This is a genomic window from Streptomyces venezuelae (assembly GCF_008642275.1).
GTDB classification, from domain to species: Bacteria; Actinomycetota; Actinomycetes; order Streptomycetales; family Streptomycetaceae; genus Streptomyces; species Streptomyces venezuelae_E.
Genome location: NZ_CP029189.1, coordinates 6,610,394 through 6,636,603, shown reverse-complemented (window position 1 = coordinate 6,636,603; position 26,210 = coordinate 6,610,394). Strand labels below are relative to the sequence as shown.

Below are 26,210 nucleotides of genomic sequence, written 5' to 3'. Positions count from 1 at the left end.
AGGTCCCGTCGCGCGGCGGCGGAACCTGACCAATCGCAACCAGGTATTTCCGGCCGTCGGTGGTGAGAAGGGAGCCGCCTGGCGACAAACCACCCCGCCGCTGACCTGGGGCTCCCTCACGGAGCGGAGGACGGCAGCCGCGGCGGGGCTCTGCCCCCGTGAGGTGCCGCTGTGCCGTCCAGTGCCGCCGGCGGCCGATGGGCGCGTCCCGCGCACATCGGCTGATGATGGGAGTACGGCCGAACACGCGGAGCTGATCATGACGGGTTGGCGTGTCAGAGACTACGCCCAGGACGATCTCGAGTCGGTGCTCCGAGTCGACGCCGAGAGCGGCACGGCCGAAGAGCCGCCGCTCTTTCCGCTCTCGGACGCCGTGGCAGCCCTCCAAGCCCTCCACCCGGCGGTGGTGGCCACCGCGGACGACGTGGTGGTCGGCGCCGCGGTGAGCAGGGTGGAGGGTGAGCGGGCGTGGATCCTGCGCATCAGCATGGCGCCCGCCTGGCGGCACCAGGGCCTGGGCAGCGACCTGATCACGGCCCTGGAGCACCGGCTGTTCGCCGGTGGCGTCCGAACCGTGCACGCCGTCCTGCCCGACGGCGAGACCGGCGCCACCGCCCTGCACAACTGCGGCTTCGACGCCCGTCCGGGCCTGGTCTTCTTCGAGAAGCGTGGGCGAGTGACCCCTCAGGCGGTCAGCATGCTCGCGTCGCTGGGAGCGGAACTGCCGCCCGGGAATCTGTGGCAGAAGGTCGCCGGCATGCAAAAGGAGAAGGAGCTCATCGAGCGGCGCCTGGTCCTGCCACTGGCCCATCCCGAAATGGCCGCCCAGCACGGCGTGGAGCTGCCACGGGCGGTGATGCTGTTCGGTCCGCCCGGGACGGGGAAGAGCACGTTCGCGCACGCCATCGCCAGCCGCCTGCAATGGCCGTTCCTCGAACTGTTCCCCGCCCGGCTGGCCGCCGAGTACGGGCTGGCGAGCGGGCTGTACCGGCGCTTCGACGAGATCGCCCGGCTCGACCACGTCCTGGTCTTCATCGACGAGGTCGAGGAGATCGCCGGAACCCGGAGCGGTGCGGACGCGACCGCGGTCGGCGTCGTCAACGAGCTGCTCAAGGCGATCGTCCGGTTCCGGGGCCAGGACGGAAGGCTGCTCGTCTGCGCCACGAACGACGTGACCATCCTCGACTCCGCGTTCCTACGGCACGGCCGTTTCGACTACGTCCTGCCGATCGGCCCCCCGGACCAGCGCGCGAGGACTGCGCTGTGGGAGAGCTACCTGGCCCGGGCGGGCGCGGAGGCCGACAGCGCGGCGCTGGCGGACGCCAGCGAGGGGTTCACCCCCGCCGACATCGCCCATGTGGCGCGCACCGTCTCACAGGTCCAGTTCGAGCACACCTTCGACACCGGGACCCGAGCCCGCCCCACCACCGAGGACTACCTGCGCACGATCGGCGAAACCAGGCCCACGGTCAGCGCGGCCATGGCCCAGGAGTTCGCCCAACAGACCGAGAAGTTCGCCCGTATATAGGACCTGTGTTGGGGCCTGTCTCTCGGATCAGGACGAGCCCGCCGTCCCTTCCTCCTCGGCCTCCATGTGCCGGATTCCCTCGTGGGTGAGGGTGACCATCGCCGGGGTGTTGCCGGGTTCCCAGTCGACGGTGATCAGGCCTTCGCCCGCCAGGTAGGTGCAGGCGGCGGCCAGGTCCGGTTCCGGTACGTGGAGGTCGCGCCGCAGCTGTGCTCCGGTGATGCCGAGAAGGCGGTTGCCCTCGACGGCTTCGTACAGGACCCGGAGCACCTGGTCGCGGTAGGTCTTGCGTTCGCGCAGTGTGGCCATGACCGCGTCCTTTGTGTGTGGGGTGGGATGGGCTCCGGTGCTGGTCGGGGCTTCTCAGATCTCGTCGGAGTGTGCGCCGGTGCCGGCGGAGGGCCTGATGGCGGCAGGCCGGGAGCGGTCGAGGCCCGCGGGTGTCGCCGTGTCCACGGTGAGGTGGAGGCGGGTGTTGCCGTCGAGGGCGGGGTAGCTGCGCTCTTCCGCGCCTGCGAAACAGCGGCGGAGCGCCTCCGCGACCGCTCGGGCGGCTTCGGGCGTGTGCGCGATGATCCGGACCTCGGCGTGCCCGAGCGAGGGCAGTGTCTGGGTCTCGATGTACTTCACGTAGGCGTGTTCCCTTTCTGAGTGGGTGAGGAGGCCGGCGGATGCGGGGCGCCGGGGCGCCCCGCCCGCTGCCCCCGGTCGGAGGAAGGTCGGTTCCTCACCGGTCGGCACCCGTGTGGTGGGCTCGACGACCGGCGTCGTCCGGCAGGCCGGGAGGCCTCGGCAGGGGGTCACTGAAGCGGTAGGCCTCGATCCGCGCATCGTGCTGGGCGTTCAGCAGGTGGATCCAGCGCATTCCGATGCCGATCACGAGGATGATCACCGCGATGAGGACGACGGTCTCCACGGAGCTCACCTCCACCCGATTCCGGACAGCGGCAGGGCGGTTCGTCCCATCGGCTCCCCGAAGGGGGACATGCAGGCCCCGCCCTCGCCCTCCCAGGTGGCCTCCCGGCGGAGGGCGTCGCGGATGCCGCGCCCGATGACGGTCTCGTTGGCCATCAGGACGTCTGCGGCCAGGACGCTGCCCGGGATCGCGGCGGCGGCCATCAGTCGGGCCGCGGCCGCGGGCTCCGTCTCGGGCGGGATCACCAGGAGGTCCCAGCGGCCGACGGTGTAGGAGAGCAGGATCAGCTTGTCGGGGGCCTGTTCGGTGAACCAGCCCACGTGCAACAGGTGCCCGGCCACGGCAACCGTGCGCGGGACGACCGGCCAGCGGCTGGGGTTCACGCTGACGCGCGTGATGCGCCCCCAGGTCTCGTCCAGAGCGGCGGCGAGAGCGGGGAGCTCGGCTTCGAGGTCACGTGAGCGGGGCCACCAGGCGCCGTCCAGCCGGCCTGCCAGAGCGGTCTTCGGCGTAAGGGACAGGCGGGCCGGGCGCAGGACAACAGCCGACTGCGCAGCGGGGTCGAGGGTCGTGGTCATGTCGCGGACCCGTCCCCGGGCCGTTCGTGAACGGCCCGGTGCAGTGATCGCCGGAAACGACGTCCGCGTGGGAGCGGGTGTGCGAAATACTCCCGGTCTCTTCACCGTACTCCGGTTCGCGATCCAGAAAGCCGCTTCTGACCAGGTATTTTCCGGCGCGGGCGGCGAGAGCAGCGCGGTCGGTTGTCCTCACCGCACCGCGAGGGTGGCCGGAGTACCGTGAAACGACGGAGACGTCCCCGGCTCAACAGCCTTTTCGACGCCACTGCCGGCCGTCGAACGGGGTGCCGTCGCACCGCGAGACAGGCGGAATCACCATGGCCGAATCCGACAAGCCCGCCCCTTTGAAGCTCCTCCCGGACGCGATCCACCAAGCGGTCAAGCCGGGCGCCGCCCTGCTGCGGCTGGAGACCACACAGTCCCGCCAAGGGCTCCTGGACGGCGCCTGGTGGCCGCGCTCCAGGGACGTCACGATCGAGCTGCCCGCACTGATCACGGCACTGACCGCGCACCTCGGACCCATCACACGGGTTGGCCTGGACACCTCTGCCTGGCGGGACATCCCGACCCGTCTGGTCATCGACGGCCAGGTCGTGCACCTCGACGCCGACCCCGTCGGCGACGACACCGTCCTCGTCACTCGCGGCCACAACGACCACTTCGCCCTGCTGGTGGTCCCCCCGGACACCACCGCCGACGCCGCCCATGAGGCGATGGCCCGCGCCGTCCGCGCCGACAACATCACGCAGGCCACTCAAATCCTCATCGCCACCACACCCGAACCTGAGGGCGGCGGCGCCGAGGCGGCGGGCTGACCCCGAGTCCTCAGTGGCCGAGTGGTGCGCCGATCAGAGCCCCTCGTCGTGCAGGTCCTCTTCGCGCAGAAGATCGTCCTCGCGGCGGCGCGAGGTCTCCTTCTGACCGTGCTTGTGTCCCTTCTCGCCCTTCTCGCGGGACGACCGGCCGGGCTGGGGCTGCGCGGGGTCTCCGGGGCGACGGTGCTCCTGCGCCTCCCGCCCCTTGCCCGGCTCCTGACGCTTGTCCTGCCTACCGTCCATGACGGCGACTCCTCTCGATGCGTGGGGTACGGATCGCTCTCCGATCACGCTGGCACGCACCGCGACGGCCTGCATCACGTAGACCGCGAAGCGAGGCACACGGATGACGCACCAGCCCGCCCGTCGGCCTCACCAGGAAGGGCGACTGACGGCAGCCACTCGACATCAAGTAGCGCCCGAGGCTCAACCTGACTTCCCGCGAGGGAACTTGTGGCACGCGCATGGCATGAGAACCCGGAAAGTTCTGGACAACAAAAGGCCCCAGGCCTGTGACCTGGGGCTTTGCCATGGAACCGGATGACGAAAATCTAACCCACGCTACAAGCTTGGGAAATACTCGGCACCTGGGCCCGCGTATGGTTTCCGAGCTGCGCTCGCCCGACGCCCACTGCTGGTGGAATACCGAAGCAGCCAGACGACAGGGTCGGTCGGTCGAGTCCTCTCGCCTAGCGAAACACTGCTGTCGACGCTGGGAATCTTGAGGTCGGACTGCTGCGGAAATAGAGCTCCCTTCCCCTGAACGAAGGAGAGGAGGTTGCCACCGCCTTGCTCCACACCCTCGCCATCCAGTGGATGACTTCACCCGTGTGCCTGGCGGACAGGGCCGGGCTGCGGCCTCAAGGACGTCGGGCTCCACGTGGCAAAGGCCGTCATGGCGCACCGACAAGCCGCCTGTGTCAGCAGCATGCACGACCGCCAGCTGGTGCGCCTCCACGAACAACCCAAGAGGCTGATGCTGACCGATTGCTGACCAGAGCCCCACCGCCACGCCGATGACCTGCGAAAACGTCCAGATGTCAGATGTAGGACTTGAACATGGTGCGAAGCAATTTGAGCTCCTAGAAGACGGCTCCCTGCCAGCTTTTTGCAGGTCAAGGGCGTCCTGCACTCTACACCGGCGGGCGTCGGATCGGAGATCAAAAGGAAAATCCATCGTCTCGGACGAAAAGGCTCCTGGCCTGCACTTCCGCGTACACCAAGCCGTCGTGACGCTGCCGGACCGGGCTTCACGTCGGCCAGCCTCTCCGGAACGCGGGGGGACTGATGCTGGCCAGATGCTGACCTACCTGACGGCACGTCACTCGTCTTGGGAGGACTCAGCACGACCAGCCTCCCCCCGGGGGCACCTTGAACCTACCCACCGCGATCAAGAAACCGGTCATCGCAAGGCAGGTCGTCGCCCCCTCTGCGTCCCGGACACAAGCGCCTGCCGGGCCAGGCGGGCGCTGGCTGTCACAACGATCAGAGCCTGCTCCGAGGCGTATGGCGCCAGCCATGCTCAGCGGGCGGAGAAGCCGTCCGCGGTGGGGACGGCGTTGCGACGGGCACCTCGCCCTCATCGACGCATGAACCCTCCGCCCGGACATCATCGGCCTGCCCGACCTCATCACCCTCGCCCACATGGCTGACCAGCAAGGGCACCCGTCCCCGCGCTGGGTACGCCACGCCTACCTGCACCACGCACGGGAACTCGGCACCCAGTGGAACGATCGCGACCTCATACGCGCCCTGGCGGCGTTCGCCGCTGCCACCGGCCTCCGTTCCCTGCACGGCTCCCACGAGTGACCACCCCAGCGGTACCGTGCCACTTCCCGATACAAGGAGCATCCCAAGTGCGCGGTATCCGCTCCGTCATGGTCTTCGTCGACGACCCCGAAGCCGCCGCCCGCTGGTGGGGCGAGATCTTCGAAGCCGAGGTCAAGCTCGACATCAACGGCACCGCCGTATACGCCTGGCTCGACCTCGACGGAGTCGAGTTCGGCTTCCACCAGGCATCCCCCAAAGCGAACGCCCACGGGCGGAGCACCGTCCCGTACTGGTCCGTCGAGGACCTCGACACCGAACGCAAGCGCCTCCTGGAAGCTGGCTGCACCCACCACCGCGGCCCCCTCGACGTGGAGCCCGGCCGTCGCATCTGCCAGCTCATCGACCCGTTCGGCACCGTCTTCGGACTCGACGGGCCCTGACCCCTCGGAGCCCACGCATGCGCCACTGGCCCCTCACCGCCCTCCAGCTCACCACTGCCGACCTCGTCCTGCGACTCCCTTCGGACGACGATCTCGATGCGCTCGCCCAGGTGGCCGCCGACGGGGTCGTCCCCGACGGCGCTGTGTATTTCCCGCAGCCCTGGGCCTCCGCCCCGCCGGCCGAGCGGGCCAGGAGCGTCGTACAGAACCACTGGTGGGCGCGAGGCGACTGGACCGGCGAGAACTGGCGTCTGCTCCTGGCCGTCTTCCACGACGGCCAGGTCATCGGCCAGCAGAACCTCTCCGCCCGCGACTTCGCCACCACCGGCGAGGCCCGGACCGGCTTCTGGCTCGGCCGCCGCTTCCAGGGCCAGGGCTACGGCACCCAGATGCGCGCCGCAGCCCTGGCCCTCGCATTCGACGGCCTCGGCGCCGCCCGCGTCACCTCCACCGCCTTCGCCGACAACGCCGCCTCCCGGGCGGTGTCCCGAAAGTTCGGCTACCGCCCGAACGGCGTCCACCGGATCTCCCTCAACGGCCACCGCTACGACGCCCACGAGGAGGTCATAGAGGCGGCCGACTGGCAGGGTTGCGCGAGCGTGGTGCCTGTCGGAATAGCCGGGCCACCTGACTGCATCCCGCTCTTCCACTGACTGGCGCGCTGGGCGCCGATACGATCTTCCGGCCCATCCTGGCCTCCTGGAGGAGTAGACGTGACGCAGCAAAGCGCTGAAGAGCGACCGGGCATCGCCGCGGCCATCGTGGTGCACGAAGGCCGCGTGCTGATGGTCCGGCGGCGGGTCAGCGAGGGCCAGCTCTCCTGGCAGTTCCCGGCCGGGGAGATCGAGCCCAACGAAGCCCGCGAGGACGCCGCCGTACGGGAGACCCGGGAGGAGACGGGGCTTGCCGTGAAGGCGGTGAAACTGCTCGGCGAACGGATCCACCCGGCCACCGGCCGGCTGATGTCGTACACCGCCTGCGAGGCGGTCGGCGGTGACGCGCACGTGGCGGACACCGACGAGCTCGCCGAGCTGGCGTGGGTCGCCCATGCAGAGATCCCGCGGTATGTCCCATACGGCCTGTTCGAGCCGGTGCAGGAACACCTCGACTCGGCGTTGAACCGCTGAAGGTACCTGGCGACGCACAACACCTCTGGGGGGCCAACCCGTCTCGAAGTTGGCCCCCAGAATGCTCATGGGGCTGGGAGTAGGACGTGCCCGATCGAGTCGTGAGGTCGTGGAGGGTGGCGTCACGCTGAGCTGCCTGGGCCCAGGTGCCGGCAGGTCCCGGGGCTCGTCTGTCAGGCGTCCCGTCGCTCCTCGTGCCGGGCCAGCTGCGCTCGCAGCCGTTCCGCCTCGGCCTCGGCCTGGCGAAGTCGGCGCTCCAAGACAGCGCGAGCCGGCGGCGGGTCCTCGGACTTCGGCGCCTCTTTGCGTGGAATGAGCCAGCCCACGCGCTGATACGCGACAATCGCGCGAGCGTGGGGACAGGTATGGCAAGACCGTTCCGGCCTCGGACGCGGCCAGCCTGCCGCCAGCATCCGGCGGGTGCGTTCACGTTCGGCTTCGGGTTGGAGCATCTGGTCTGAGGCCCAGGCCTGCTCGAATTCCTCGATCATCTGTTTCACCCTTGCGGCCTCGGCCAAGCGCGGACCGTCATCGGGTTTCCAGTCGAGGGTTGGCGCTACGACCTCTTCGACGTGTCCGCAGGCCAGCGGTGCAGTGCAGTGCACCATGATGTCGGCCCCTCGTCGCCGCGTCAGCGTGCTGGGCACACCGGGGCGACGGCCTGCCCTGGCAGGTACGTCGTTCGTTCTTGCGGGGTGAAATCGCGGTTGACGGCACCGCAGATTCTCTGGATCGCCGCGTCAGGACTGGGGAGAGCGACATTCCACAGTCGCACGGTCTTGTCGAGGCTGCCCGTGGCGAGAGAACGGCCGTCGGGGCTGAACACCACCGAGTTCACCTTGCCGGTGTGTCCGATCAAGGCGGTACGGAACTGACCAGTGGCCACACCCCACAGTCGCACGGTGTTGTCGTCGCTGCCCGTGGCGAGGGTGTGTCCATCGGGACTGAACGCGACCGAGTTCACTGGGGCGGTATGCCCGGACAGTGTGGCGCGCGTGGCGCCCCTCTCCACGTCCCACAGGCGAACGGTGTTGTCGTCGCCGCCGGTGGCGAGGGTGCGCCCATCGGGACTGAAAGCAACCGAATTCACTGGGACGGTAGGCCCGGACAACGTAGTGCGGACCTTGCCTTTGACCACGTCCCACAGCAGCACGACCCCCCAGTCATCGCCTATCGTGGCGAGGGTGCGACCGTCGGGGCTGAACGCGACCGACTGCAGCAGTGCACTGTCGACTCTGAACAGCTCGGTACGAGGCTTTCCGGCATCCACGTCCCACAGCAGCACGGTGTTGTCGGAACTGCTGGTGGCGAGGGTGTTCCCATCGGAACTGAAGGCCAACGACCAGATGGTGCCGGTGTGTTCGGTCAGGGCGGTGCGCACGTTTTCGGCATCCACATCCCACATCTGCACCGCATGGTCGGCGCCACCCGTGGTGGCGAGCGTGCGTCCGTCGGGGCTGAACGCCACGGAGAACACCTGATCGTCGCCGGCCAGTTCGGTGCGGGCCTTTTCGGTGCGGGCCGTTTCGGTGGCGGCGACGTCCCACAGCCGCACGATGCTGTCGCGGCTGCCGGTGGCGAGGGTGCGCCCGTCGGGACTGAAAGCAACCGAAAGCACCTCCTCGGGATGCCCGGTCAGGCGTGTGCGAGTGGCGCCGAAAGCAACGTCCCACAATCGTGCGACGTTGTCGAAGCTACCGGTGGCCAGGCTGTTCCCGTCGGGGCTGAATGCCACCGCACGAACGTCGTCGGTGTGTTCCGTCAGGGTGGTACGGGTCAGGCCGCTGGCCACGTCCCACAACCGCACCGTGTCGTCGTCGCCACCGCTGGCGAGAGTGCGTCCGTCGCGGCTGAACGCGACCGCATTCACGACGTCAGAATGCCCGGACAGGACAGTGCGGATTTTTTTGGCGTCCGTGTCCCACAGCCGCACGGTCCTGTCGCGGCTGCCGGTGGCGAGGGTGCGTCCGTCCCGGCTGAACGCTACCGAAAGCACCGCATCCTTGTGGTCGGTCAGAGTGGTTCGCGGCGTGCCGGAAACCACATCCCACAGCTGCACCGTCTTGTCGAGGTTGCCGGTGGCGAGAACGTCCCCCTGGGGACTGAACGCCACCGAAAGCACCAGGTTGTCACGCCCGCTCCGGAGGATTCTGGCCTTGCCTGCGGCGACGTCCCACAGCCGCACGATGCCCTCGGCGCTGCCAGTGGCGAGGGTCCGCCCGTCGGGGCTGAACGCCACCCCGTACACCGGGTCGTCATGCTGCAGAGTTCTGGTGGTCTCGCCCCTGTCAACGTCCCACAGGCGCACGGTGTCGTCGTTGCTGCTGGTGGCGAGGGTGTGCCCGTCGGGGCTGAATGCCACCGAGGTCACCTCGTATGCGTGCCCGGTCAGGGTTCTGGTGCTCTTGCCCGTGGCAACGTCCCACAGGCGCACGGTGTTGTCGCGGCCGGCGGTGGCGAGGGTCCGCCCGTCGGGGCGGAAGGCCACGGAGAGCACTGGATCGGTGTGGCCGGGCAAGCGCCGCCGCAGTGGGCGGGCTGCGGCTGTTTGCAGGCTTTCAAGGGATTCAGGATTGGGGCTGGTGCGGTACGCCTGGACAGCCAGCAGTGAGGCGAGGTCGGGGTTTGCGCCTGAGGATGTCCTGGACTGCGTGGCGATCTTCTGGGACAGGGCAGAAACGGCTGCTTGGCGTTCCGTGGCTGCTCTCCTCCCCAGTACGACGGCGACCCCTGCGGCGACGAGCGCGAGGGCGAGCAGTGTCGCCAGGACGGTGTTGAGGCGTTTGCTGCGCCTGGCGACGGCTTGCTGGCGTTGCCTGCTGGTGGTGATGAAGGCTGCGATGTCGCTCGGCAGGCGGCGTTGCTGTGAAAAGTCGAGGGCTTCGGCGAGCGCCGCTCCCCCCAGGAGGTCGCCTGGGTCGTCCTCTGCCGCCCAGTGAGTGGCGCGTGGGCGGATGCGGTCGAGCCAGATCTGGAATCGACGGTCCTGGTTCACCCAGTCGCGCAGCGTGTCCCAGTCGCGGATCAGAGCATCGTGGATCAGTTCGGCGACCGGCAGTCCGGGAGCGGCATCGGGGTGTGCGGGGTCACGGAGCGTCTGGGTCGTGATGATCCGGTGGCGGGTGAGCGCAGCCATGACCGCGCCAACGGAATCATCGCCGTGCGGAGCGTCGTCGGGGCCGCCCGCCAGTTCGCGTAGTTCGTCGAGGGAGATCTGCGCACGGGTGGCGGGTGTGCCGTGGCTGGGGTCCGCGGGGCGTACGAGGGAGGTCAGGATGCGCTGGGCAGTGGGGCGTTGGTCGGCCGGCAGCTGCTTGAGCGCGGTGTCGCACCAGGTGGTCAGGCTTCCGGTGACCCCTCCGATCCGCCGGTAGGCCTGGTGGGTGAGGTGTCCGTCGTGGCGCCTTTGCCACAGCTGGCTGAGTGTCAGCTCCAGGAGCGGCAGCACGGTGACAGGGGCCTGGCGGGCGGCGACTCCGTCAGGGGTGGCGGCCAGGACGTCGGAGATGATCTGCTCCGGAAGACCGACCTGGAAGTGGAGACCCACGTCCCGGGCGGGCAGAGTGATGATGTCGTGCAGGTCCTGACGGCTCAGGGTGCCGGGCACGTTGAGGAGTCCTGGCATGGCTGCCGCCAGCAACCGCGGGGCCAGGGCGGCGAGCCGCGGGTAGAAGTCGTCCCGCATGATCAGGACCACGTTGAGCTCGGCGTCCGAGGTGACTGCGGCGGTGATCTCGTCCGCGACGGCCAGGTTCCTGTCGGACTGGGTGAAGAGCTCCTCGAACTGGTCGATGACCAGCAGGACGCGCCGATGTCCGGGCTGGTCCGCGAGTTTACGGGTGACGGCTGCGGGGATCCCGCCTGTCGCGGGCCCGGCCAGACCGGCGCGCTCCAGTGCGGCCGTCAGGTCCTGCCTGGGCCGTACGAGGACGGTCAGCCACCGGTCGCTGTCCGGCAGCGCACCGTCGGCCAGCGCGTGCAGGACACCGGCCTGGATCAGGGAGGACTTGCCTGATCCTGAGGGGCCCAGGAGCAGGGTCAGCCGCTTCTGGCGGGCGAGGTTCGCGAGCACCTGCTCCACGGCGTCGCTGCGGCCCTGGAACCATCGGGCGTGCTCCGCAGTGAAGGTCTCCAGCCCTCGGTAGGGGCACACGTCCTGTTCGACCAGTCCCGGCCAGATCTCCCGCAGCACCTCAGTGGGTGTGACGTAGGCGATCCCCTGTCCCCGTTCGTGCTTGTCGGGAGCAGTGATCTCGGTCAGCATGCCGATGACCAGTCCCGTCACCTCGTCGAGGACCGGTCCACCGCTGAATCCGGTGCCGAGGTCGTTGGCGGCAGTCAGCTGCAGGTGTGCGCTCCTGCTCCCGGTGGCCGGCAGCAGATCGCCGGCGACACCGAAGCCGAAGTGGCCGTCAGGCGGGGCCTGGGCGGGGAACCCGAACGAACGTACCTGATGCCCGCGACAGCCCGATGCGGAGCCGAGCGGCAGAGGCGTCACCCCCGCCGGGGTACTGCTCAGACGGACCAGCGCCACGTCTTCTGCCTCAGGGTCCCGCCACGGGCCGTTCAGTACCCGTCCCTCGATCCGGGGCGCGCCGGTCGCGTGGGGGAAAGCCAGCCGGACACTCCCTCCGGGTCCGGATCCGGCCCCGCGTACGACATGGGCGCAGGTGACCACCACTTCCTCGGCCACTAGGAATCCAGCGCCCGCGACCTCCCCGTTCGGCCCGACTATTCGAGCCACCGCCTGGGGCAGGCTCGACGTCTCGTTACCGTCCATTGGATCAGCCCGTCATCTCATCGCCATGCGGTTGGTCGAGGCCGTTGCGCTTCCACTTGACGGTCACCTTCAGGTGGCAGTGGGCGCCGGTCTTGGTGATCACGGCCCCGGCTTCGACCGCGAGGTCGACTCCGAACTCCACCGTGATCTCGTCCGACCTGACTTTGCGCAACTGTTCGAGCGTGGCACGCGCGGCCCCGGTGACCGGCTCCAGTGCCTCTTGCAGGGTTCCCGGCAGCTCACGGACCGCGTCGCGGACGCGTCCGGCCTTGACCGGCCCGTCCGGCCCGTCCGGCCCGTCCGGAGCCTCGATCAGAACGTAGCCTCCGCCGTCCAACGGGATCCGAGTCAGAGCTGCCACAATTCCTCCTCGGCCCGACCTGTTGGGGCCGTACGCCGGGAACCGGCTGGTCACGTCGGCCTCCGCCGCCCCGGGCGGCTTGCCGCGGCTGACGCGGACGTTCAAGCCCTCTGCGCCGGTGACGGCCGGCCCGCTCCGGTCTCAGCCAGCATCCTCATGCTCGGCAGGCGGCGCACCTCGGACTGGGCCACCCGGGCTGCTGCACGGTCCCGGGCGCCCAGCGTGCGAGGCACCCTGCGCGCGGGTCCGGGAGGGCGCCGCCGCCGCAGCAAGGCCGTGGACTCCACATGCCCCCGACGGTCCCGGTCTCCACCGCGGCCCACCGCAACGCGTCCCCGCAGGCCTCGTCGAGAGACTCAAGGGCGACTTCGGCGAAGGCGGCGGGCGCCTCCTGCGCCGCCCGTCGGCGCGCGGGGTGACACCATTGCGGTGATGACGACGCACCCGTTCCAGGACGTGACGCACACCCCCGAGCTAGAGCCCCTGCTGGACCGGTTGGGCACCGTGTTCCGGCGGTTCGACGACCAGGACTCCGGCTGCGTCTCGTACGGGCTGCTGACGGCGTCGGGGCAGCGCTGGTTCGTGAAGACCGCATCGACGCCCCAAGGCGTCGCGTCGCTGCACCGGGCGATGTCCGTCCACCGGGCCGTCGCGCATGCGGCGATCGTGCCCCTGACGCATTCCTTCACCACGGCCGTCAGCCCTGTGCTCGTCCACCCGTGGACGGACGGTGAGGTCCTCTACCATCCGACCCGGTCACGGCACGGCGGACGGAGCGCTCCCGGCAGCCCCATGGCGAGGTTCCGGGCCCAGCCGCTGGTGCACGTGATCGCCGCCCTCGATGCGATCGTCAGCGCCCATCTGGCTGTCGAGGATGCCGGATACGTGGCCGTCGACCTGTACGACGGATGCATGCTGTACGACTTCGACCGGCACCGCATGGTCCTGTGCGACCTGGACGAGTACCGCCCCGGACCGTTCACGCTGGAAGCCGACCGGCTCCCCGGTTCCAGCCGCTACATGGCTCCCGAGGAGTTCGTACGCGGCTCCCTCATCGACATCCGCACCACCGTCTTCAACCTCGGCCGGGCGCTGCGCATCCTGCTCGACGCCGGCGACCAGGAGACGCAGTGGCGCGGAACCCCGGCCCAGTTGGCCGTCATCGCGGAGGCGACCGCAGTGGAGCCGGCCGACCGTCTGCCCACCGTGCGGGCCCTCGCCGAGGCGTGGCACGCGGCAGGGACTGCGCGAACCGGCTGACGTCACGGTGACGGCCGGCACCGGCGCTTCGTGGATGCCGCCCGGTGCCGTGTGAGCCGTCAGACCCGTACTGAACGCGGGTCAATGACCCAGTGGCTGGTCCGCAGGACGCGGTCGGCGAAGGCCACGTCCCGTTCTTCGAGGAACCGGAATCCCAGTGAGCGGCATATCCCGTTCGAGGGGGCGTTCGCTGTCGCCGGGAACGCATGGACCAGCCCCCATCGGCCGTCGTCCCGGGCGAGCTCCACCAGTGCGCGGACGGCCTGCTTCCCCACTCCACGTCCCTGGAACTCCGGCAGGACCATCCAGCCGATCTCGGAAATCTGCTCGCCGTCCTCCGCGTGGGACCAAAGGGTGACGGTTCCCGCCGTTTCTCCGGGAGCCATCTCGTCGAGAACGATCATCTTGATCCACTGAGTGCCGGATTCCGCGTTCCGCACATCGCGACGGACCTTCTCCTCCATTCCTTCGCGAGGAAGCGGCCCACCGAGATCGGCCATCATGGCCGGGTCGCACCGCATACGAACATAGGCGTCCACATCACCGAACCGGACATCACGTAGCTGCATCCTTGCTCCTTTGCCGTCTGTTCGATTGGCGTGTCTCGATCATCCCGGAGATCCGGTCGAGGAGACCGGCCGACGACGCGGGCTCCGCCCGTTGGGTCTAAGCGGAGTGGCCCCTCGCAAGCGCCTGTGGTCAGACTGGATCGTGCTGATCGACTACTGGCCACTGCTCGGTCTGCGGCTGACGACGCCCCGCCTGGAGCTGCGCCTGCCTCGATCGGACGAGCTGGCAGCACTGGCCGATCTCGCACGCGACGGCGTTCACGACCCCTCCCAGATGCCGTTCAGCAGTGGCTGGACCGACCTGCCCGGGACCGAGCGCGCCCGTTCGGTGGTCCAGCACCACTGGCTGAGGCTCGGAAACTGGAGGCCGGACGACTGGTCCCTCAATCTGGCCGTCTTCCTCGGCGGCCGGCCCGTGGGCATCCAGGCCATGGCGGCCCGGCGCTTCACGCCGGCACGAGAGGTGAACACGGCGTCGTGGCTCGGGCTGTCGCACCAGAGCCAGGGCATAGGGACGGAAATGCGGGCTGCCGTGCTCCATCTGGCCTTTACCGGGCTCGGCGCCGAGGAGGCGACGACGGGCGCGTTCGCCGACAACGCGCCTTCCCTGGCCGTGTCCCGCAAGCTCGGATACGTCCCCGACGGAATCGAGCGGAGGGTGGTGCGCGGGGAAGTCGTGATCATGCAGCGGCTTCGGCTACCCCGAGATATGTGGCGGCCGGCTCTCGCCAAGGACACCGAGATCATCGGGCTGCTCCCCTGCCTGCAACTGTTCGGCCTGGCCACTGACGACGACACCGGACCGGCGGCCTGAAGGCCTGATGGGCCTGATGGGCCTGAGGTCTCATCGGCCTGACGGCGTATTCGCGTACCGCTCTCGTCCGATAGTCATATATGGCCTGAACTCGGCTGTTCGGCAAGTGAATTACCACACCACTCGGCCCGATACCATCTACCGTCATGACGACCGCATCTCCTCGCCAGGGCGTACCCGACAAGCCCACACTCGACGGCCTTGAGGCCAAATGGGCTCCGACCTGGGACGAGCAGGGCGTATACGTATTCGACCGCACCGCACCACGGGAGCGGGTGTACTCGATCGACACGCCCCCGCCCACGGTGAGCGGCTCGCTCCACGTCGGACACGTGTTCTCGTACACCCAGACGGACGCTCTCGCCCGCTTCCACCGCATGCGCGGCAAGGCCGTCTTCTACCCGATGGGCTGGGACGACAACGGCCTGCCGACCGAGCGTCGCGTGCAGAACTACTTCGGCGTCCGGTGCGACCCCTCGCTGCCCTACGAACCGGACTTCGCTCCGCCCGCGTCTCCGGGCAAGCAGCAGATCCCGGTGTCCCGTCGCAACTTCATCGAGCTGTGCGAACGGCTCACGGTGGAGGACGAGAAGGTCTTCGAGAGCCTGTGGCGCCGGCTGGGGCTGTCCGTCGACTGGAACCACACCTACCAGACCATCGACAGCCGGGCGCGGGCCATCTCCCAGCGCGCCTTCCTCGCCAACCTCGCCCGCGGCGAGGCGTACCAGGCCGAGGCCCCGACGCTGTGGGACGTGACGTTCCAGACCGCGGTCGCCCAGGCCGAGCTGGAGGACCGCGAGCGCCCCAGCGCCTACCACCACCTGCTGTTCAGGGCGGAGGAGGGGCCGGCACTGGAGATCGCCACGACGCGCCCCGAGCTGCTGCCCGCCTGTGTGGCCGTCGTGGCGCATCCGGACGACGAGCGCTACCGGAAGCTGTTCGGCACCACGGTGCGGACTCCGGTCTTCGGTGTCGAGGTGCCCGTGCTGGCCCACCGGCTGGCCGACCCCGAAAAGGGCACGGGCGCAGCGATGATCTGCACCTTCGGCGACACCACCGACGTGGTGTGGTGGCGCGAGCTGGACCTCCCCACCCGTTCGGTGATCGGGCGGGACGGCCGCTTCGTGCGCGAGGCACCGGCCGCGCTGGAGTCCGACGCGGCGCGGGCCGCGTACGACCGGCTCGCCGGGGCGACCCCGCACACGGCCCGTGAACGCCTGGTGGAGCTGCTCCGCGCGGACGGCAGCCTCGTCGGCGAGCCGCGGCCCTTCAACCACATGGTCAAGTTCTACGAGAAGGGCGACAAGCCGCTCGAGATCGTCACCAGCCGCCAGTGGTACCTGCGCAACGGCGGACGTGACGCAGAACTCCGGCAAAAGCTGCTGGAGCGCGGCCAGGAGCTGAACTGGCACCCCGAGCACATGCGCAACCGGTACCAGTCCTGGGTGGAGGGACTCGCCGGGGACTGGCTGATCAGCCGGCAGCGCTACTTCGGCGTGCCCGTTCCGGTGTGGTACCAGCTGGACGCCGACGGCAACCCGACCGACGAGCTGATCGTGCCGTCGCAGGACGCGCTGCCCGTGGACCCCAGCAGTGACACCCCGCCCGGGTTCACCGCGGACCAGCGGGACGTGCCGGGCGGCTTCTCCGGTGACCCGGACGTGATGGACACCTGGGCGACGTCCTCGCTGACGCCGCAGATCGCGGGCGGCTGGGGTCACGACGACGACCTCTTCCGCCGCGTCTTCCCGATGGACCTGCGCCCGCAGGCCCACGAGATCATCCGCACCTGGCTGTTCTCCACCGTCGCCCGGGCCGAGCTGGAGCACGACGCGCTCCCCTGGGCGCATGCCGCGATCAGCGGCTGGATCCTCGACCCCGACCGCAAGAAGATGTCCAAGTCGAAGGGCAACGTCGTCACCCCGCTGGACCTTCTGGACCAGCACGGGTCGGACGCGGTGCGGTACTGGGCCGTGTCGGCGCGGCCGGGAACGGACACCGCCTTCGAGATCGGCCAGATGAAGATCGGCCGGCGGCTGGCCATCAAGATCCTCAACGTGTCGAAGTTCGTGCTCGGCCTCGGGGTGGGCGAACGGCGTGCCGCGGTGACCAATCCGCTGGACCAGGCCCTGCTCGCACGGCTCGCCGACGTCGTGGACGAGGCGACGGCCCAGCTGGAGGCGTACGACTACGCCCGCGCCCTCGAAACGATCGAGCGGTGCTTCTGGGCGTTCTGCGACGACTACGTGGAGCTGGTGAAGAGCCGCGCCTACGGAGGTGGGGGCGAGGAGGCCGCCGCGTCCGCGCAGGCGGCGCTGTCGACGGCACTGTCGACCCTGCTGCGGCTCCTCGCGCCGTTCGTGCCGTTCGCGACCGAAGAGGCGTGGAGCTGGTGGCAGGAGGGCTCCGTGCACCAGGCCCAGTGGCCCAGCGGGACGGATCTCCGGGAGCAGTTCCTGAAGGGGGACCCCCAGCTTCTGGACATCGCCGCCGAGGCCATCACCGCCATCCGGAAGGCCAAGAGCGCCGCTCAGGTCTCCATGAGGGCCGAGGTGGGCAGGCTCTCGGCGCGTGGTCCCGCTCCGCTGCTGGCCGGTCTTCGCCAGGTGAGCGGAGACGTGCAGTCGGCCGGAAACATCGGCGAGATGGATCTCGAAGTGGCCGAAAGTGAGCTTCTCGCCTACGAGATCGTCATGTAGTTCGCACGGAAACAGCAGAACGGCGTTGCCGACCTCCACAGGGGGTCGGCAACGCCGTTCTGCGTGTACGGGCCCCCGGAGCCGGGCCGTTCACCGCGACCCCGCCCGGAAGGATTCCGGCCATGCCGGATAAGGGCGCCCAATGCACTGCACAAGGTGCGGACGTCCGTACTAGAGTCTCGACCCTGTGACGGTGAGTCACCACACGTGTGCACTGCGACCGGTTGGACGGAGCGCATCCGGATCGATGGCCCATGTGTGCCGTGCAACCGAAGCTCCGGTCCACTGCCGACACATCACGCAACCACCCCGCGGCGGTGCTGGATCCACCAGACCCCGCGGCCGACCTGTGGAAGGTGCCTGTGAAGATCGCGGTGCAAGACCCCGGAAAGGACGCCACCTACCTGCTCGACCCTGAACTCCTGGGCGAGTTCACGGTCGATCCGGCCCGGCTCGGCGAAGGTGCCGACGTCGTGTTCGTCCTCCCCTCGAAGACCCTGTGCGAGCAGGTCCCCGTCGTCGCGGGCACCGGCTCGGCCGACCCCTCCATCCTGATCTCCGACCCCGACGGCGACCGCCGGTGGCTGCTGACCCGCTCCGCCCTGGAGCGCTTCGCGGCCGACACCCGGCCGCCGGCGGACGCCGTGTGGTTCTCCATGCCCGACGCGAGCGCCGGCATCTACTCCGCGGTTCCCCTGTTCCGCCGCGCCCTCGTCCAGAACAGCTCCTGAGGTTCCGGGGCCCGCGGCAGCGCGGCTGCCGCGGGCCCGCCGCGTTCCCCATCCGGCACTCAGGAGGACTCTCACCAGATGGACAGGGTTCGCATATTTCCCGCACGGACCATGGCTCCCCAGATACAGGCCGACGCTCGATGGGTCTCCGTCGACGCCGCGACCCGCAAGGCGTACGTCCTTTCCGGCAAGGACCGGGAGTGCGCGCTGCTGTCCTGGATCGCCCGCGGCGAGGAGCGCGAGGCGAGCGAGGAGTTCACCGCGGCCGCGAAGGCCCTCGGCATCTCGGATGCCTGGGAGAGCCCGGAGCCACCGGACTTCCTCGCCCACTACCGCCGCCTGAACCTCGACTACCCCTTCCTGGACTACAGCGTCGAAACGAGCCACGAGGCGGACCGGGCACTCATGGACGGCTACGCGGCGAACGGCGCGCCGCCACCCGTCACGACCCCGCGCCCCGGCCCGGTCACCGAACTGCCCGATGCACCGCTGCCCTCCGGCCCCCGTACCGTTCCCGACGTCGGCCTCCTGGCCTCGTGGCTGGCCGCGGCCGGCCGCATCACCGGCCGGCGACAGGGGCGGCACGGCCCCATCGTCCTCAAGACCAGCCCTTCCGGCGGTGCCCGGCACCCCACGGATCTCGGCGTGGTCATCGGCGCCGGGTGGCCGGACCGGTTACGGGGATCGTGGTGGTACGACGGCGACCGCCACACGCTGATCCGCGCGGAGGCCGGATTCCCGGTGACGGCTTCCCTCCCGCCCACCGGCGTGGCGTTCGTCGTCTCCAGCCACGTCGAGCGCGCCATGTGGCGCTACCGGGACGTGCGGGCCTTCCGGCCCGTCCTCATCGACGCCGGTCACGTCCTGGAAACGCTCGACCTGGCCGTGCACGCCACCGGCTGGTCCACCGCCTGGCTCTCGATGCCGTCCTTCACGGGGCCGGATCCGGTTCTCGGGATGCTCCTCGCCACTGCGCAACCGGACCTCGTGGAGGGGGAGTTCCCGCCGGAGCCCGGGAGCGGGCCGACGGTCCCGGACACCGAGTACCGGACCAATCCCCTCCTGTCCCTCGTCCCCCGCGCCGACGGCCTCTACGCCCAGGTCCACTCCGAACGACGGGGCCTGGCCAGGCTGACGCCCGAGGCCGTCACCGCCCTCGCCTACGCCAATCCCAGTACGCGCGGTGACCGCCCCTCCCGGCCGGCCGAGATCCGCGAGCACAGCGGCGCGTCCCCGGCAGCGGTCGAGGAGCTGGTCTCGGCCCGGGCCCTGCTCCCCGCCGACGAGGCCATGGGACTCTGGGCGCGGTCACGGCCGTGGATCGAGTCCGGCTGGTTCCCCTCCCTCCTGGTGCACGCCGAGGCAGTGGCCGAGGCCCGGACGGTGAAGCACCGGGCGACGACCTCGGCCGCACCGGCACCGCCGGTGCCCTGGTCGCGGCTGCCCGCCGCCCTCGCCTCGCGCCGCACCCACCGCGCCTTCTCCGAACGGCCGCTCGGCAGGGAGAGCCTGGACGCCCTGCTCCGGATGCTCGCGACCGTGCGGAGCGAAGTCCGGCTCAGCCTGCTGCACTCCGGCCACGAGCTGGAGACCGGAACGTACCGGCGCACCGACGGCGGCTGGGCACGGGTGGGCCCGGCGCCCACGCCCGGCGAGATCCAGCGCGCGGCCATCGGACAGCCGTGGACCGCGGGCATATCGGCGGTCGCCTGGCTGATCCCCCGCGCCACGGAACCCGGCGGCGTGTCCTGGCAGAGCGCGCTCGTCCAGTGCGGGCGGGACGCTCAGCGCATCGCCCTCGGCCTGGCTGCGGATCCGTCGTGCGGGGTCTTCCAGAGCCCGGCTCTGGTGGAGCACCTCCTGGAGCCGCTGACCGGGCTCGGGACCGCCCACGACGGGGCCTACCTCGTGGGTGTGGGCAGCGCCCGGACGGCCGGTCCCGCAGGCGGAGCACACGGGGGTGACGCACGTGGATGCTGAGTCCTCCGGTTGGGCCGTCCGCGAACGGTCCGACGGGACATGGGACGTCGTGGAGAACACGACGAGCACGGCCTACCGGGTCGGCGCCGCCCTGGGGACGCGGCTGTGGCGGGAGGACGAATTCTGGCCGCTGCCGCTGCACGAGGCCCTGGACGCGGTCTCCGGACCGGACCGGAGCGGCGACGGGGAGGCCATGCCGTTCGTCGACCTGGTTCTCGCGGGAGGTACGGTGCGCTACCACACGGCCGACGCTGCCGTGCAGCGATGGCTGCGGACCGGTCTCGCGGCGGCGGTACCCGTCCGGCGGCGGACCGCCGACGTCCTCGTGCGGCTCGACCGTGACGCCCGGGCCGACCTGCTGCACCGGTCGTTCTCCGGCGAACGGCCCGGCGTCCGCTACCGCATGCCCGGTGATCCCCGGTGGCACGCGCTGACGGGCCACCTGCCCGCGCTGCCACCGCTCGCCACTCCCCCGTACCGCGGGCGGTTCGTGGCCCTGCACGCCGCGCTGCTCGTACCGGCCCCCGGCCGGGCCGTCCTCGTCTGCGGCCACCAGAAGGCCGGCAAGACGACGGCGGCACTCTGGGCCCGCGACGCCGGGCTCGCCGCCGTCGCCACCGACGAGGTCGTACTGCTGGACTCCCTGACCGGCGCGGTCTTCGGCGTCCCGCTCCCGGTCGCGGTACGGACCGGCGGGCGGCGAAGCTCCGTACCGCTGCCGAGGGAGGCGCGGACGTACCTCGGCGCCTGCCTGCCCGCCGCCGTCGTGATCCTCCGCCCGGAACCGGAACCGGAACCGGAAGCGGAACCGGAGCGGGAGCCGGGCGCTCCGGCCGCCGTCGAGACCGCCGTCGAGACGGCCCGCGACGAGGGGGAGGCGATGTCGTGGCTGGTGGAACATCTCCGTGACGGCGGCGCCGGCCCGGCGGACCTGCACCGCAGCAGCCATGAGCTGGCCTCCCGAGTCCCCGTGCACCGGCTGCGCGTCTCCCCGTGGCCCGGCCTCGTCGCCGACCTCGACTCCCACCTCTCCCCCCTGCTCAAGACCTTGGAGCGATGACCGTGACGCCTCACTCCGTGCATCGACTGGACGAAGTCGACCGACTGGCCATCCGCGCGGGCGCCGTTCCCGACGGCCTCGTGTCCCTCGTCGACGCGGCCGACGGCACTGCCGTCGAGCGAGCCGCCGAGCGCCTCGGCCTCGTCCTGGGGGACACCGTGGTGTCGGGCCTCGGTCAGCCCTGCGAAGCCCCGGCCCTCGGAAGGAACGCCGGAACCGGTCTGCTGCCCGGCCGCGCCGAGTTCGAGCGCTGGCTCACGGCGGAGCCACGGCTGATCGCCGGACCCGGTACGGGAGCCAACGCGGACATGGAGCTCCGTGACGCCGACGGGAAGCTGCCCGGCGAGCACTTCGGCAACCAGCTGGAACCGGACTCCGACACCTTCCAGATGGACATCCACCGCGTCAGGCGGGCGCTGGAGTCGGGAGTCACTCTCGGAGTCCGGCAGTTCGACCGCTGGTACGGGGCCCTGGCAGCACTGATGGACGACGTCGTCGCCGTGTCCGGGGCCGACGTGTTCACCAAGCTCTTCATCTCCGCCGGCACGACCAGCGTCACCGGATGGCACTCCGACCGCCAGGACGTCATCGCCCTGATGCTCTGGGGCAGCAAGCGTTTCCAGCTGGGGAGCTGGGACACCCCGGAGGGCGGACCTGCCTCCCGGATCGTCCTCGACGAGGTGCTGAAGCCCGGGGACTGCCTGCTCTTCCCCGAGGGACATCCCCACCAGGCGGTCCCGCTCGGCGATGACAGCGGGCTCCTCTCCATCGCACTCCTGCGGCACCACAACTGGATCTCCCGGAACCAGGTACCGGCCCATCTCGGGGTGGCCGAGTTCCCGCCGAACGAGGGGACCTACCGCCGGCTGCTGCGGTCACGGCTCCCGCTCGCGGCGGATCCGGTGCAGCCGACCGACGGGACGCACCTGCGCACACGGATACCCGGAGGAATCGAACTGCTCGGCACCACCCCGGACGGCCGGGTCGCGTTCGCCGCTGCCGGCGGTGTCTTCGCCGCGGACCCGGGCACGGTGGGTCTCCTCGCCGCCGTGCACATGTCGTTCCCGGTCGGGCTCGCCGAGGCGGCCGCACGGTCCGGGGAGCGGCAGGCCTCGGTCGAGCGGTGCCGTTCCCTGATCGAGGCGGGGCTGGTGATCGCCCTCCCGTAGCCTCGTACGTCCTGCCGTCCCGGCTCGCCACGTCCGCCCGCCCCTCCCGGTGGAGCCGGTCCGCGAGCGCCGGGACGGCCGGCGCGTTCCCCCACCGCCTCGCGGCGTCCGGCCCCGGGCCCGGGCCCGGGGCAGCGTCCCCCGGGCCACCCCGGCGGGCCAGGCCGCGCGTCCGGCTTCTCCATCCCACGGGTGATATCACCACGGCGATGTGCACGAGTTCCCCGCGGTGCCCAACTCTGTTGCGGACACGGCCGACTCCTGTCGGCACCGACCTCCGATACGGGCTCTGCACCAGCGGGTCAGCCGTACGTGCGCAGAGCCGCACGGGGAAACCGGAGAGGAACGAGACCAAGGTGATCACCCATCGGAACGCACGGGACATCCTGGCCGGCGCCTCCGTGCTCGACGCCCGGATCCGCGCGTCCTGAGCACCGGCCCGGCTCCCCCGGGCGCATGAGACGCCACGGCGCGTACGAAGGCGGCCGCGCAGCCGCACGCCCGGGGTGGCCGGAGCGGCCCCGCAGAGCCGAACGCGCAGTTCCGCATCCATGTCCGCTGCTCGCCCCATGAGAGGACCTGAACCATGGCCGCACGCCCCAGCACCGTCACCCCCCTGCTCACCCCCGCTCAGCTCCGCATCGCCGCGAAGGTGGCCCTCGGCATGTCCAGCGTCCAGGTCGCGGCCGACCTGGGGCTTTCCAAGGCCACCGTGGACGTCCAGATGTCCGACAGCAACACCAGGGCCTGCGTGTCCTCCCGCACCGCACTCATCCACGTCTGCTACGCGACGGGGCAGCTGCCCCGTCCCGACCCCATCGCACCGGCGCCGACGGCGGACGAGGTCGAGCGGACGATCCTCTGGGGTCTGGCCCTGGGCGCCGGGCTGGCGGAGACGGGCCGCCTCTGCCACTACTCGACGGATGTCGTGGGCAAGAGACTGCGTGGCCTCCGGAAGCGGTGGACGGCTTCCAACGATCCCCATCTGATCACGCTGGGCTGGCAGTACGGCGTGCTCGACGCGTCCCGTGGGCCCGTCGGCTTCGCCGACCGACCGGCGTCCCGCCGCGGATCGCCGCAGTAGGTCCGCGGACGGTCGGGCCACCACCTCGCCCGGCGCCCCGACACTCCCCCCTGGACCGCGGCCGACTACGGTCGTCGGCCGGTGCCCGTACCCGTACGCACGCTCGTACCTGTGCCCGTGAGCTCGCAGATGCCCCTCAGCACCCGTGCGACGTCCTCAAGCGAGTCGAGCACGAGGTCGGCACCGGAGTCGCTCAGCTCGGTGGCCGTCGTCTTCCCCGACGCCACACCGATGACCGCCGCGCCGCCCTCACGACCGGTACGGACGTCCTCCAGAGAGTCACCGATGACGACGGTGTTCGCGCGGTTGAACGTCGTGCCGTGCTTCGCCCCGGCCCGCTTCTGCGCGAGGGCGACGAGCGCCGGCCGGTGGTGGTCGTCGGAGGCGAATCCGCCGATCTCCGGGTCCAGCATGCCGTCCAGGCCGAAGGCGGCGAGCTTCAGCAGCGCGCTCGCCTTGAGGTTTCCGGTCACGGCGGTCGGGACGAGACCGGGATGCTCGTGCACGGCGCGCAGGGCGGCGGCGGCACCGGGCAGGAGGACCCCCCGCTCCCGCAGATCCTGACCGTGTGCCGCGAGGCGTGCGGGCAGGAGTTCCACCATCCGCCGCTGCAGCTCGGCGACGTCCGCCTCCGGCACACCGTTGTCGACGAGGAGCGACCGGATCGCCAGCGGCATCGTGACGCCGGTGCCGCGGGCCGGGAGGTGCTCCGCGGGGCGGCCGACGACCTCGGCGAACGTCTCCCGGTAGACCTGCCGGTCGACGTCACCGACGTACAGGAGTGTGCGGTCGATGTCCCACAGGACGAGGGTCTGCCGGGTCTGGGTCACGTGCGGCTCCGGGTCCGGGTCACGAGGGCGGCGCGGTCGGTCAGGTCCCGAGCGTACGGGTCCCGGCCGAACGGGGCGAGCTCGCCCACCATCGCGTCGATGTGCTCGTTGAGCCGGGCCGACTGGAGCCCTACGGCGAGGTCGAGCGCCTGGTGCGCCGCAGAGCACCCCGCCTCCAGTTCGCCCTGCCTGAGGAACGCGGACGCAGCACGTGAGAGGAACAGGGCGTTGGTGCGCTGGTCCGCCGGGTTCAGTGCCTTGCGTGCCGCGGTGAAGCCGGCGACGGCCGCGGGCGGATCGCCCAGGTCGAGATGGGCGCTGCCGGCCTGCCCGTGGATCTCGCCTTCGTTGATCCAGTAGAGCCAGTGGGGATCCGCTGCGGAACGTCCGCGGGCACAGAGTTCGGCGGCCTCGCCGAGCGCGGTGAGGGCTGCCTGCCGTTCGCCCAGCTTGGCGTGGCCCCGTGCCTGCCTGGTCAGCAGCATGGCTTCGAGGGCAGGTGTGCCGAGGGTCTTGATCTTCTCTCGGGCGGCCCGCGCCGCGGTGACCGCCGTACGCGGCCGGCCGGTGGAGTAGCCGTGGACGGCGAGGTACGAGAGGGCGCCGGCGCCGAGGCGGTCGTCGCCGGAGACCTTGGCGGCTCGCAGCGCCGCGAGCAGGTAGTGCTGGGCGTGGTCGTGCCGTCCGGAGTCGAAGGCGAACCAGCCGGTCTGGGTGGCGGTGTCGGCGACGATGCCGGCCAGGCGCCGGCCGATGTCCTCCGTGTACGACGCCTTCCGCAGGAGACGCCTCAGCAGTTCCAGGTGTGCGTCGCCCAGTTCGCCCAGTGTGCCGCTGCCGGCGCCGGCGTCCATGATGCGCAGCCGGTCGGTGGTCGCCTGCAGACTGTCCAGCAGGTCCGCCGAGAGCCTGCTGCCGTCGGCGGCCCGCCGGAGGGGCTCGGCTTCGGCCGTGCCCCAGTGGTGGACGTAGGCGGTGAGGGCGATCCCCGTCACCGTGACGAACTTCCGGCGGTCTATCACGTTGCCTCCCACCGCGTGGTCCAGTGCCGCCACCATACGGGCGGCGGTCCACGGCAGGGTCGGGTCGAGATCGCCTGTCGCCTGCTCCGCGTGCGGTGGCGGAGCCGCCCCGGACGACCGGGGAAGCGGGAGCCGCACGAGCTCGGTGGGAGCGCCGAGGCCTGCGACGAACTCGATGATCTTGTCGATGTTGGTGAGGCGACGACTGCCCGACTCCAGCATGGACAAGAACCCCTGGCTCAGTCCGGTGAGTTCGGCCACGTCCTCCTGGCGCAGTGCGCCTCGTTGCCTGATCAGACGGCTGGCCTCGCCGAAGTCCAAGGCCGCGAAGGCCTGTCGGACGTCGGCGTCCTGCCAGACCCGGTCCGGCACGACCAGTGGTGGGGGGAGTTCGGGAACCCGGGCGCGGGTGCAGGCCGCGCAGAGTCCGTCCGGGTTGTACTGGCTGAGCCGGCAGCCGCACTGATCGCAGTGCCGCGGCGCGTGCTGGACCACGTGTTGCCTCCAAGCCGGGACCGCTCCCGGCACGAAAGAGCAGGCGGATAAGCGAGATCACCTCGGTGATATCACTCCCGGAGTGTGCACGCCCGATGTTTTCGGATCACCCTGGTGCCTCAACCAGTCGTCATACAGGGCTAGTTGCGAGCTGGTCCCGGCCCCTGTCGTCGCCCACCCGC

At 70.4% G+C, this 26,210-nt stretch carries 25 protein-coding genes; 14 read left to right on the top strand and 11 right to left on the bottom strand.

The genetic code is table 11. From position 1 onward, the window contains the following. Positions 1–259 precede the first annotated feature (259 nt). A complete protein-coding gene (locus DEJ51_RS29330; protein ID WP_150260566.1) occupies positions 260–1,528 on the top strand; it encodes an ATP-binding protein in 1,269 nt (422 codons plus the stop codon). Positions 1,529–1,555: 27 nt separating this feature from the next. Here the strand turns inward: DEJ51_RS29330 and DEJ51_RS29325 are convergent, their stop codons facing one another. The 4 genes from DEJ51_RS29325 to DEJ51_RS29310 all read right to left on the bottom strand — a co-directional run bounded on the left by DEJ51_RS29325 (position 1,556) and on the right by DEJ51_RS29310 (position 3,022). After that, entirely contained in the window at positions 1,556–1,837 is a 282-nt protein-coding gene (locus tag DEJ51_RS29325; protein WP_150260564.1) for a hypothetical protein, read from the bottom strand. Between the two features lie 54 nt (positions 1,838–1,891). Next, positions 1,892–2,158, bottom strand: a complete 267-nt coding sequence (locus tag DEJ51_RS29320; protein ID WP_190620725.1) for a hypothetical protein — start codon at positions 2,156–2,158, stop codon at positions 1,892–1,894. A gap of 97 nt (positions 2,159–2,255) precedes the next feature. Continuing rightward, positions 2,256–2,444: a hypothetical protein gene (locus tag DEJ51_RS29315; protein ID WP_150260563.1), complete on the bottom strand. Its 189-nt coding sequence runs from the start codon at positions 2,442–2,444 to the stop codon at positions 2,256–2,258. A 5-nt stretch (positions 2,445–2,449) separates the two neighbouring features. After that, positions 2,450–3,022, bottom strand: coding sequence for a DUF5994 family protein (locus tag DEJ51_RS29310; protein ID WP_150260562.1), 573 nt, complete (start codon positions 3,020–3,022; stop codon positions 2,450–2,452). 317 nt (positions 3,023–3,339) lie between these two features. Between DEJ51_RS29310 and DEJ51_RS29305 the strand changes: the two genes are divergently transcribed. Continuing rightward, positions 3,340–3,837: a DUF5994 family protein gene (locus DEJ51_RS29305; RefSeq protein WP_150260561.1), complete on the top strand. Its 498-nt coding sequence runs from the start codon at positions 3,340–3,342 to the stop codon at positions 3,835–3,837. Positions 3,838–3,870: 33 nt separating this feature from the next. On the opposite strand, the gene DEJ51_RS29300 is transcribed toward DEJ51_RS29305, so the two are convergent. Beyond that, positions 3,871–4,080 carry a hypothetical protein gene (locus DEJ51_RS29300; RefSeq protein WP_150260560.1) on the bottom strand — a complete coding sequence of 70 codons (210 nt, stop codon included), beginning with the start codon at positions 4,078–4,080 and terminating at the stop codon, positions 3,871–3,873. A 1,401-nt stretch (positions 4,081–5,481) separates the two neighbouring features. On the opposite strand from DEJ51_RS29300, the gene DEJ51_RS34695 reads away from it, so the two are divergent. Genes DEJ51_RS34695 through DEJ51_RS29285 form a run of 4 tightly spaced genes read left to right on the top strand, consistent with a single transcriptional unit; the run spans position 5,482 to position 7,174 of the window. After that, positions 5,482–5,646, top strand: coding sequence for a hypothetical protein (locus tag DEJ51_RS34695; RefSeq protein ID WP_190620723.1), 165 nt, complete (start codon positions 5,482–5,484; stop codon positions 5,644–5,646). Between the two features lie 47 nt (positions 5,647–5,693). After that, complete coding sequence (locus DEJ51_RS29295; RefSeq protein WP_223836022.1) at positions 5,694–6,047, top strand: VOC family protein; 354 nt, start codon at positions 5,694–5,696, stop codon at positions 6,045–6,047. 17 nt (positions 6,048–6,064) lie between these two features. Next, complete coding sequence (locus tag DEJ51_RS29290) at positions 6,065–6,700, top strand: GNAT family N-acetyltransferase (RefSeq protein ID WP_150260559.1); 636 nt, start codon at positions 6,065–6,067, stop codon at positions 6,698–6,700. A gap of 60 nt (positions 6,701–6,760) precedes the next feature. Next, on the top strand, positions 6,761–7,174 hold the full coding sequence (locus DEJ51_RS29285) for an NUDIX hydrolase (protein ID WP_150260558.1): 414 nt from the start codon (positions 6,761–6,763) through the stop codon (positions 7,172–7,174). Positions 7,175–7,347: 173 nt separating this feature from the next. Here DEJ51_RS29285 and DEJ51_RS29280 read toward each other — a convergent pair whose 3' ends face one another. Genes DEJ51_RS29280 through DEJ51_RS29270 form a run of 3 tightly spaced genes read right to left on the bottom strand, consistent with a single transcriptional unit; the run spans position 7,348 to position 12,315 of the window. Further along, positions 7,348–7,782 carry a hypothetical protein gene (locus tag DEJ51_RS29280; RefSeq protein ID WP_150260557.1) on the bottom strand — a complete coding sequence of 145 codons (435 nt, stop codon included), beginning with the start codon at positions 7,780–7,782 and terminating at the stop codon, positions 7,348–7,350. A 23-nt stretch (positions 7,783–7,805) separates the two neighbouring features. Then, positions 7,806–11,954, bottom strand: a complete 4,149-nt coding sequence (locus tag DEJ51_RS29275; protein ID WP_150260556.1) for a trypsin-like peptidase domain-containing protein — start codon at positions 11,952–11,954, stop codon at positions 7,806–7,808. A gap of 4 nt (positions 11,955–11,958) precedes the next feature. Beyond that, positions 11,959–12,315 (bottom strand): CU044_2847 family protein, encoded by a 357-nt coding sequence (locus DEJ51_RS29270; RefSeq protein ID WP_150260555.1) that lies wholly within the window; start codon positions 12,313–12,315, stop codon positions 11,959–11,961. A 432-nt stretch (positions 12,316–12,747) separates the two neighbouring features. Here DEJ51_RS29270 and DEJ51_RS29265 point away from each other — a divergent pair, with 432 nt between their 5' ends. Then, positions 12,748–13,575, top strand: coding sequence for a serine/threonine-protein kinase (locus tag DEJ51_RS29265; protein WP_150260554.1), 828 nt, complete (start codon positions 12,748–12,750; stop codon positions 13,573–13,575). Between the two features lie 59 nt (positions 13,576–13,634). On the opposite strand, the gene DEJ51_RS29260 is transcribed toward DEJ51_RS29265, so the two are convergent. Next, the gene (locus DEJ51_RS29260) at positions 13,635–14,144 is read right to left on the bottom strand and encodes a GNAT family N-acetyltransferase (protein ID WP_150260553.1); all 510 of its coding nucleotides are present in this window, start codon (positions 14,142–14,144) and stop codon (positions 13,635–13,637) included. Between the two features lie 142 nt (positions 14,145–14,286). On the opposite strand from DEJ51_RS29260, the gene DEJ51_RS29255 reads away from it, so the two are divergent. The 7 genes from DEJ51_RS29255 to DEJ51_RS29225 all read left to right on the top strand — a co-directional run bounded on the left by DEJ51_RS29255 (position 14,287) and on the right by DEJ51_RS29225 (position 23,681). Beyond that, on the top strand, positions 14,287–14,958 hold the full coding sequence (locus DEJ51_RS29255) for a GNAT family N-acetyltransferase (protein ID WP_150260552.1): 672 nt from the start codon (positions 14,287–14,289) through the stop codon (positions 14,956–14,958). Positions 14,959–15,104: 146 nt separating this feature from the next. Next, the gene (gene valS / locus DEJ51_RS29250; protein ID WP_150260551.1) at positions 15,105–17,657 is read left to right on the top strand and encodes a valine--tRNA ligase; all 2,553 of its coding nucleotides are present in this window, start codon (positions 15,105–15,107) and stop codon (positions 17,655–17,657) included. A 374-nt stretch (positions 17,658–18,031) separates the two neighbouring features. Next, on the top strand, positions 18,032–18,388 hold the full coding sequence (locus DEJ51_RS29245; protein ID WP_150260550.1) for a hypothetical protein: 357 nt from the start codon (positions 18,032–18,034) through the stop codon (positions 18,386–18,388). 111 nt (positions 18,389–18,499) lie between these two features. Continuing rightward, on the top strand, positions 18,500–20,368 hold the full coding sequence (locus DEJ51_RS29240; protein ID WP_150260549.1) for a hypothetical protein: 1,869 nt from the start codon (positions 18,500–18,502) through the stop codon (positions 20,366–20,368). Beyond that, positions 20,358–21,428: a hypothetical protein gene (locus DEJ51_RS29235; RefSeq protein ID WP_150260548.1), complete on the top strand. Its 1,071-nt coding sequence runs from the start codon at positions 20,358–20,360 to the stop codon at positions 21,426–21,428. Before DEJ51_RS29240 ends, DEJ51_RS29235 begins: the two co-directional genes overlap by 11 nt. Then, positions 21,425–22,597, top strand: coding sequence for a JmjC domain-containing protein (locus DEJ51_RS29230; protein ID WP_150260547.1), 1,173 nt, complete (start codon positions 21,425–21,427; stop codon positions 22,595–22,597). The genes DEJ51_RS29235 and DEJ51_RS29230 overlap by 4 nt, the downstream gene beginning before the upstream one ends. A gap of 586 nt (positions 22,598–23,183) precedes the next feature. Then, positions 23,184–23,681: a LuxR C-terminal-related transcriptional regulator gene (locus DEJ51_RS29225; RefSeq protein ID WP_150260546.1), complete on the top strand. Its 498-nt coding sequence runs from the start codon at positions 23,184–23,186 to the stop codon at positions 23,679–23,681. Positions 23,682–23,746: 65 nt separating this feature from the next. Here DEJ51_RS29225 and DEJ51_RS29220 read toward each other — a convergent pair whose 3' ends face one another. Continuing rightward, the gene (locus DEJ51_RS29220; protein WP_150260545.1) at positions 23,747–24,511 is read right to left on the bottom strand and encodes an HAD family hydrolase; all 765 of its coding nucleotides are present in this window, start codon (positions 24,509–24,511) and stop codon (positions 23,747–23,749) included. Further along, positions 24,508–26,028, bottom strand: coding sequence for a helix-turn-helix domain-containing protein (locus tag DEJ51_RS29215; RefSeq protein ID WP_223836021.1), 1,521 nt, complete (start codon positions 26,026–26,028; stop codon positions 24,508–24,510). Before DEJ51_RS29215 ends, DEJ51_RS29220 begins: the two co-directional genes overlap by 4 nt. Positions 26,029–26,210: the final 182 nt, after the last annotated feature.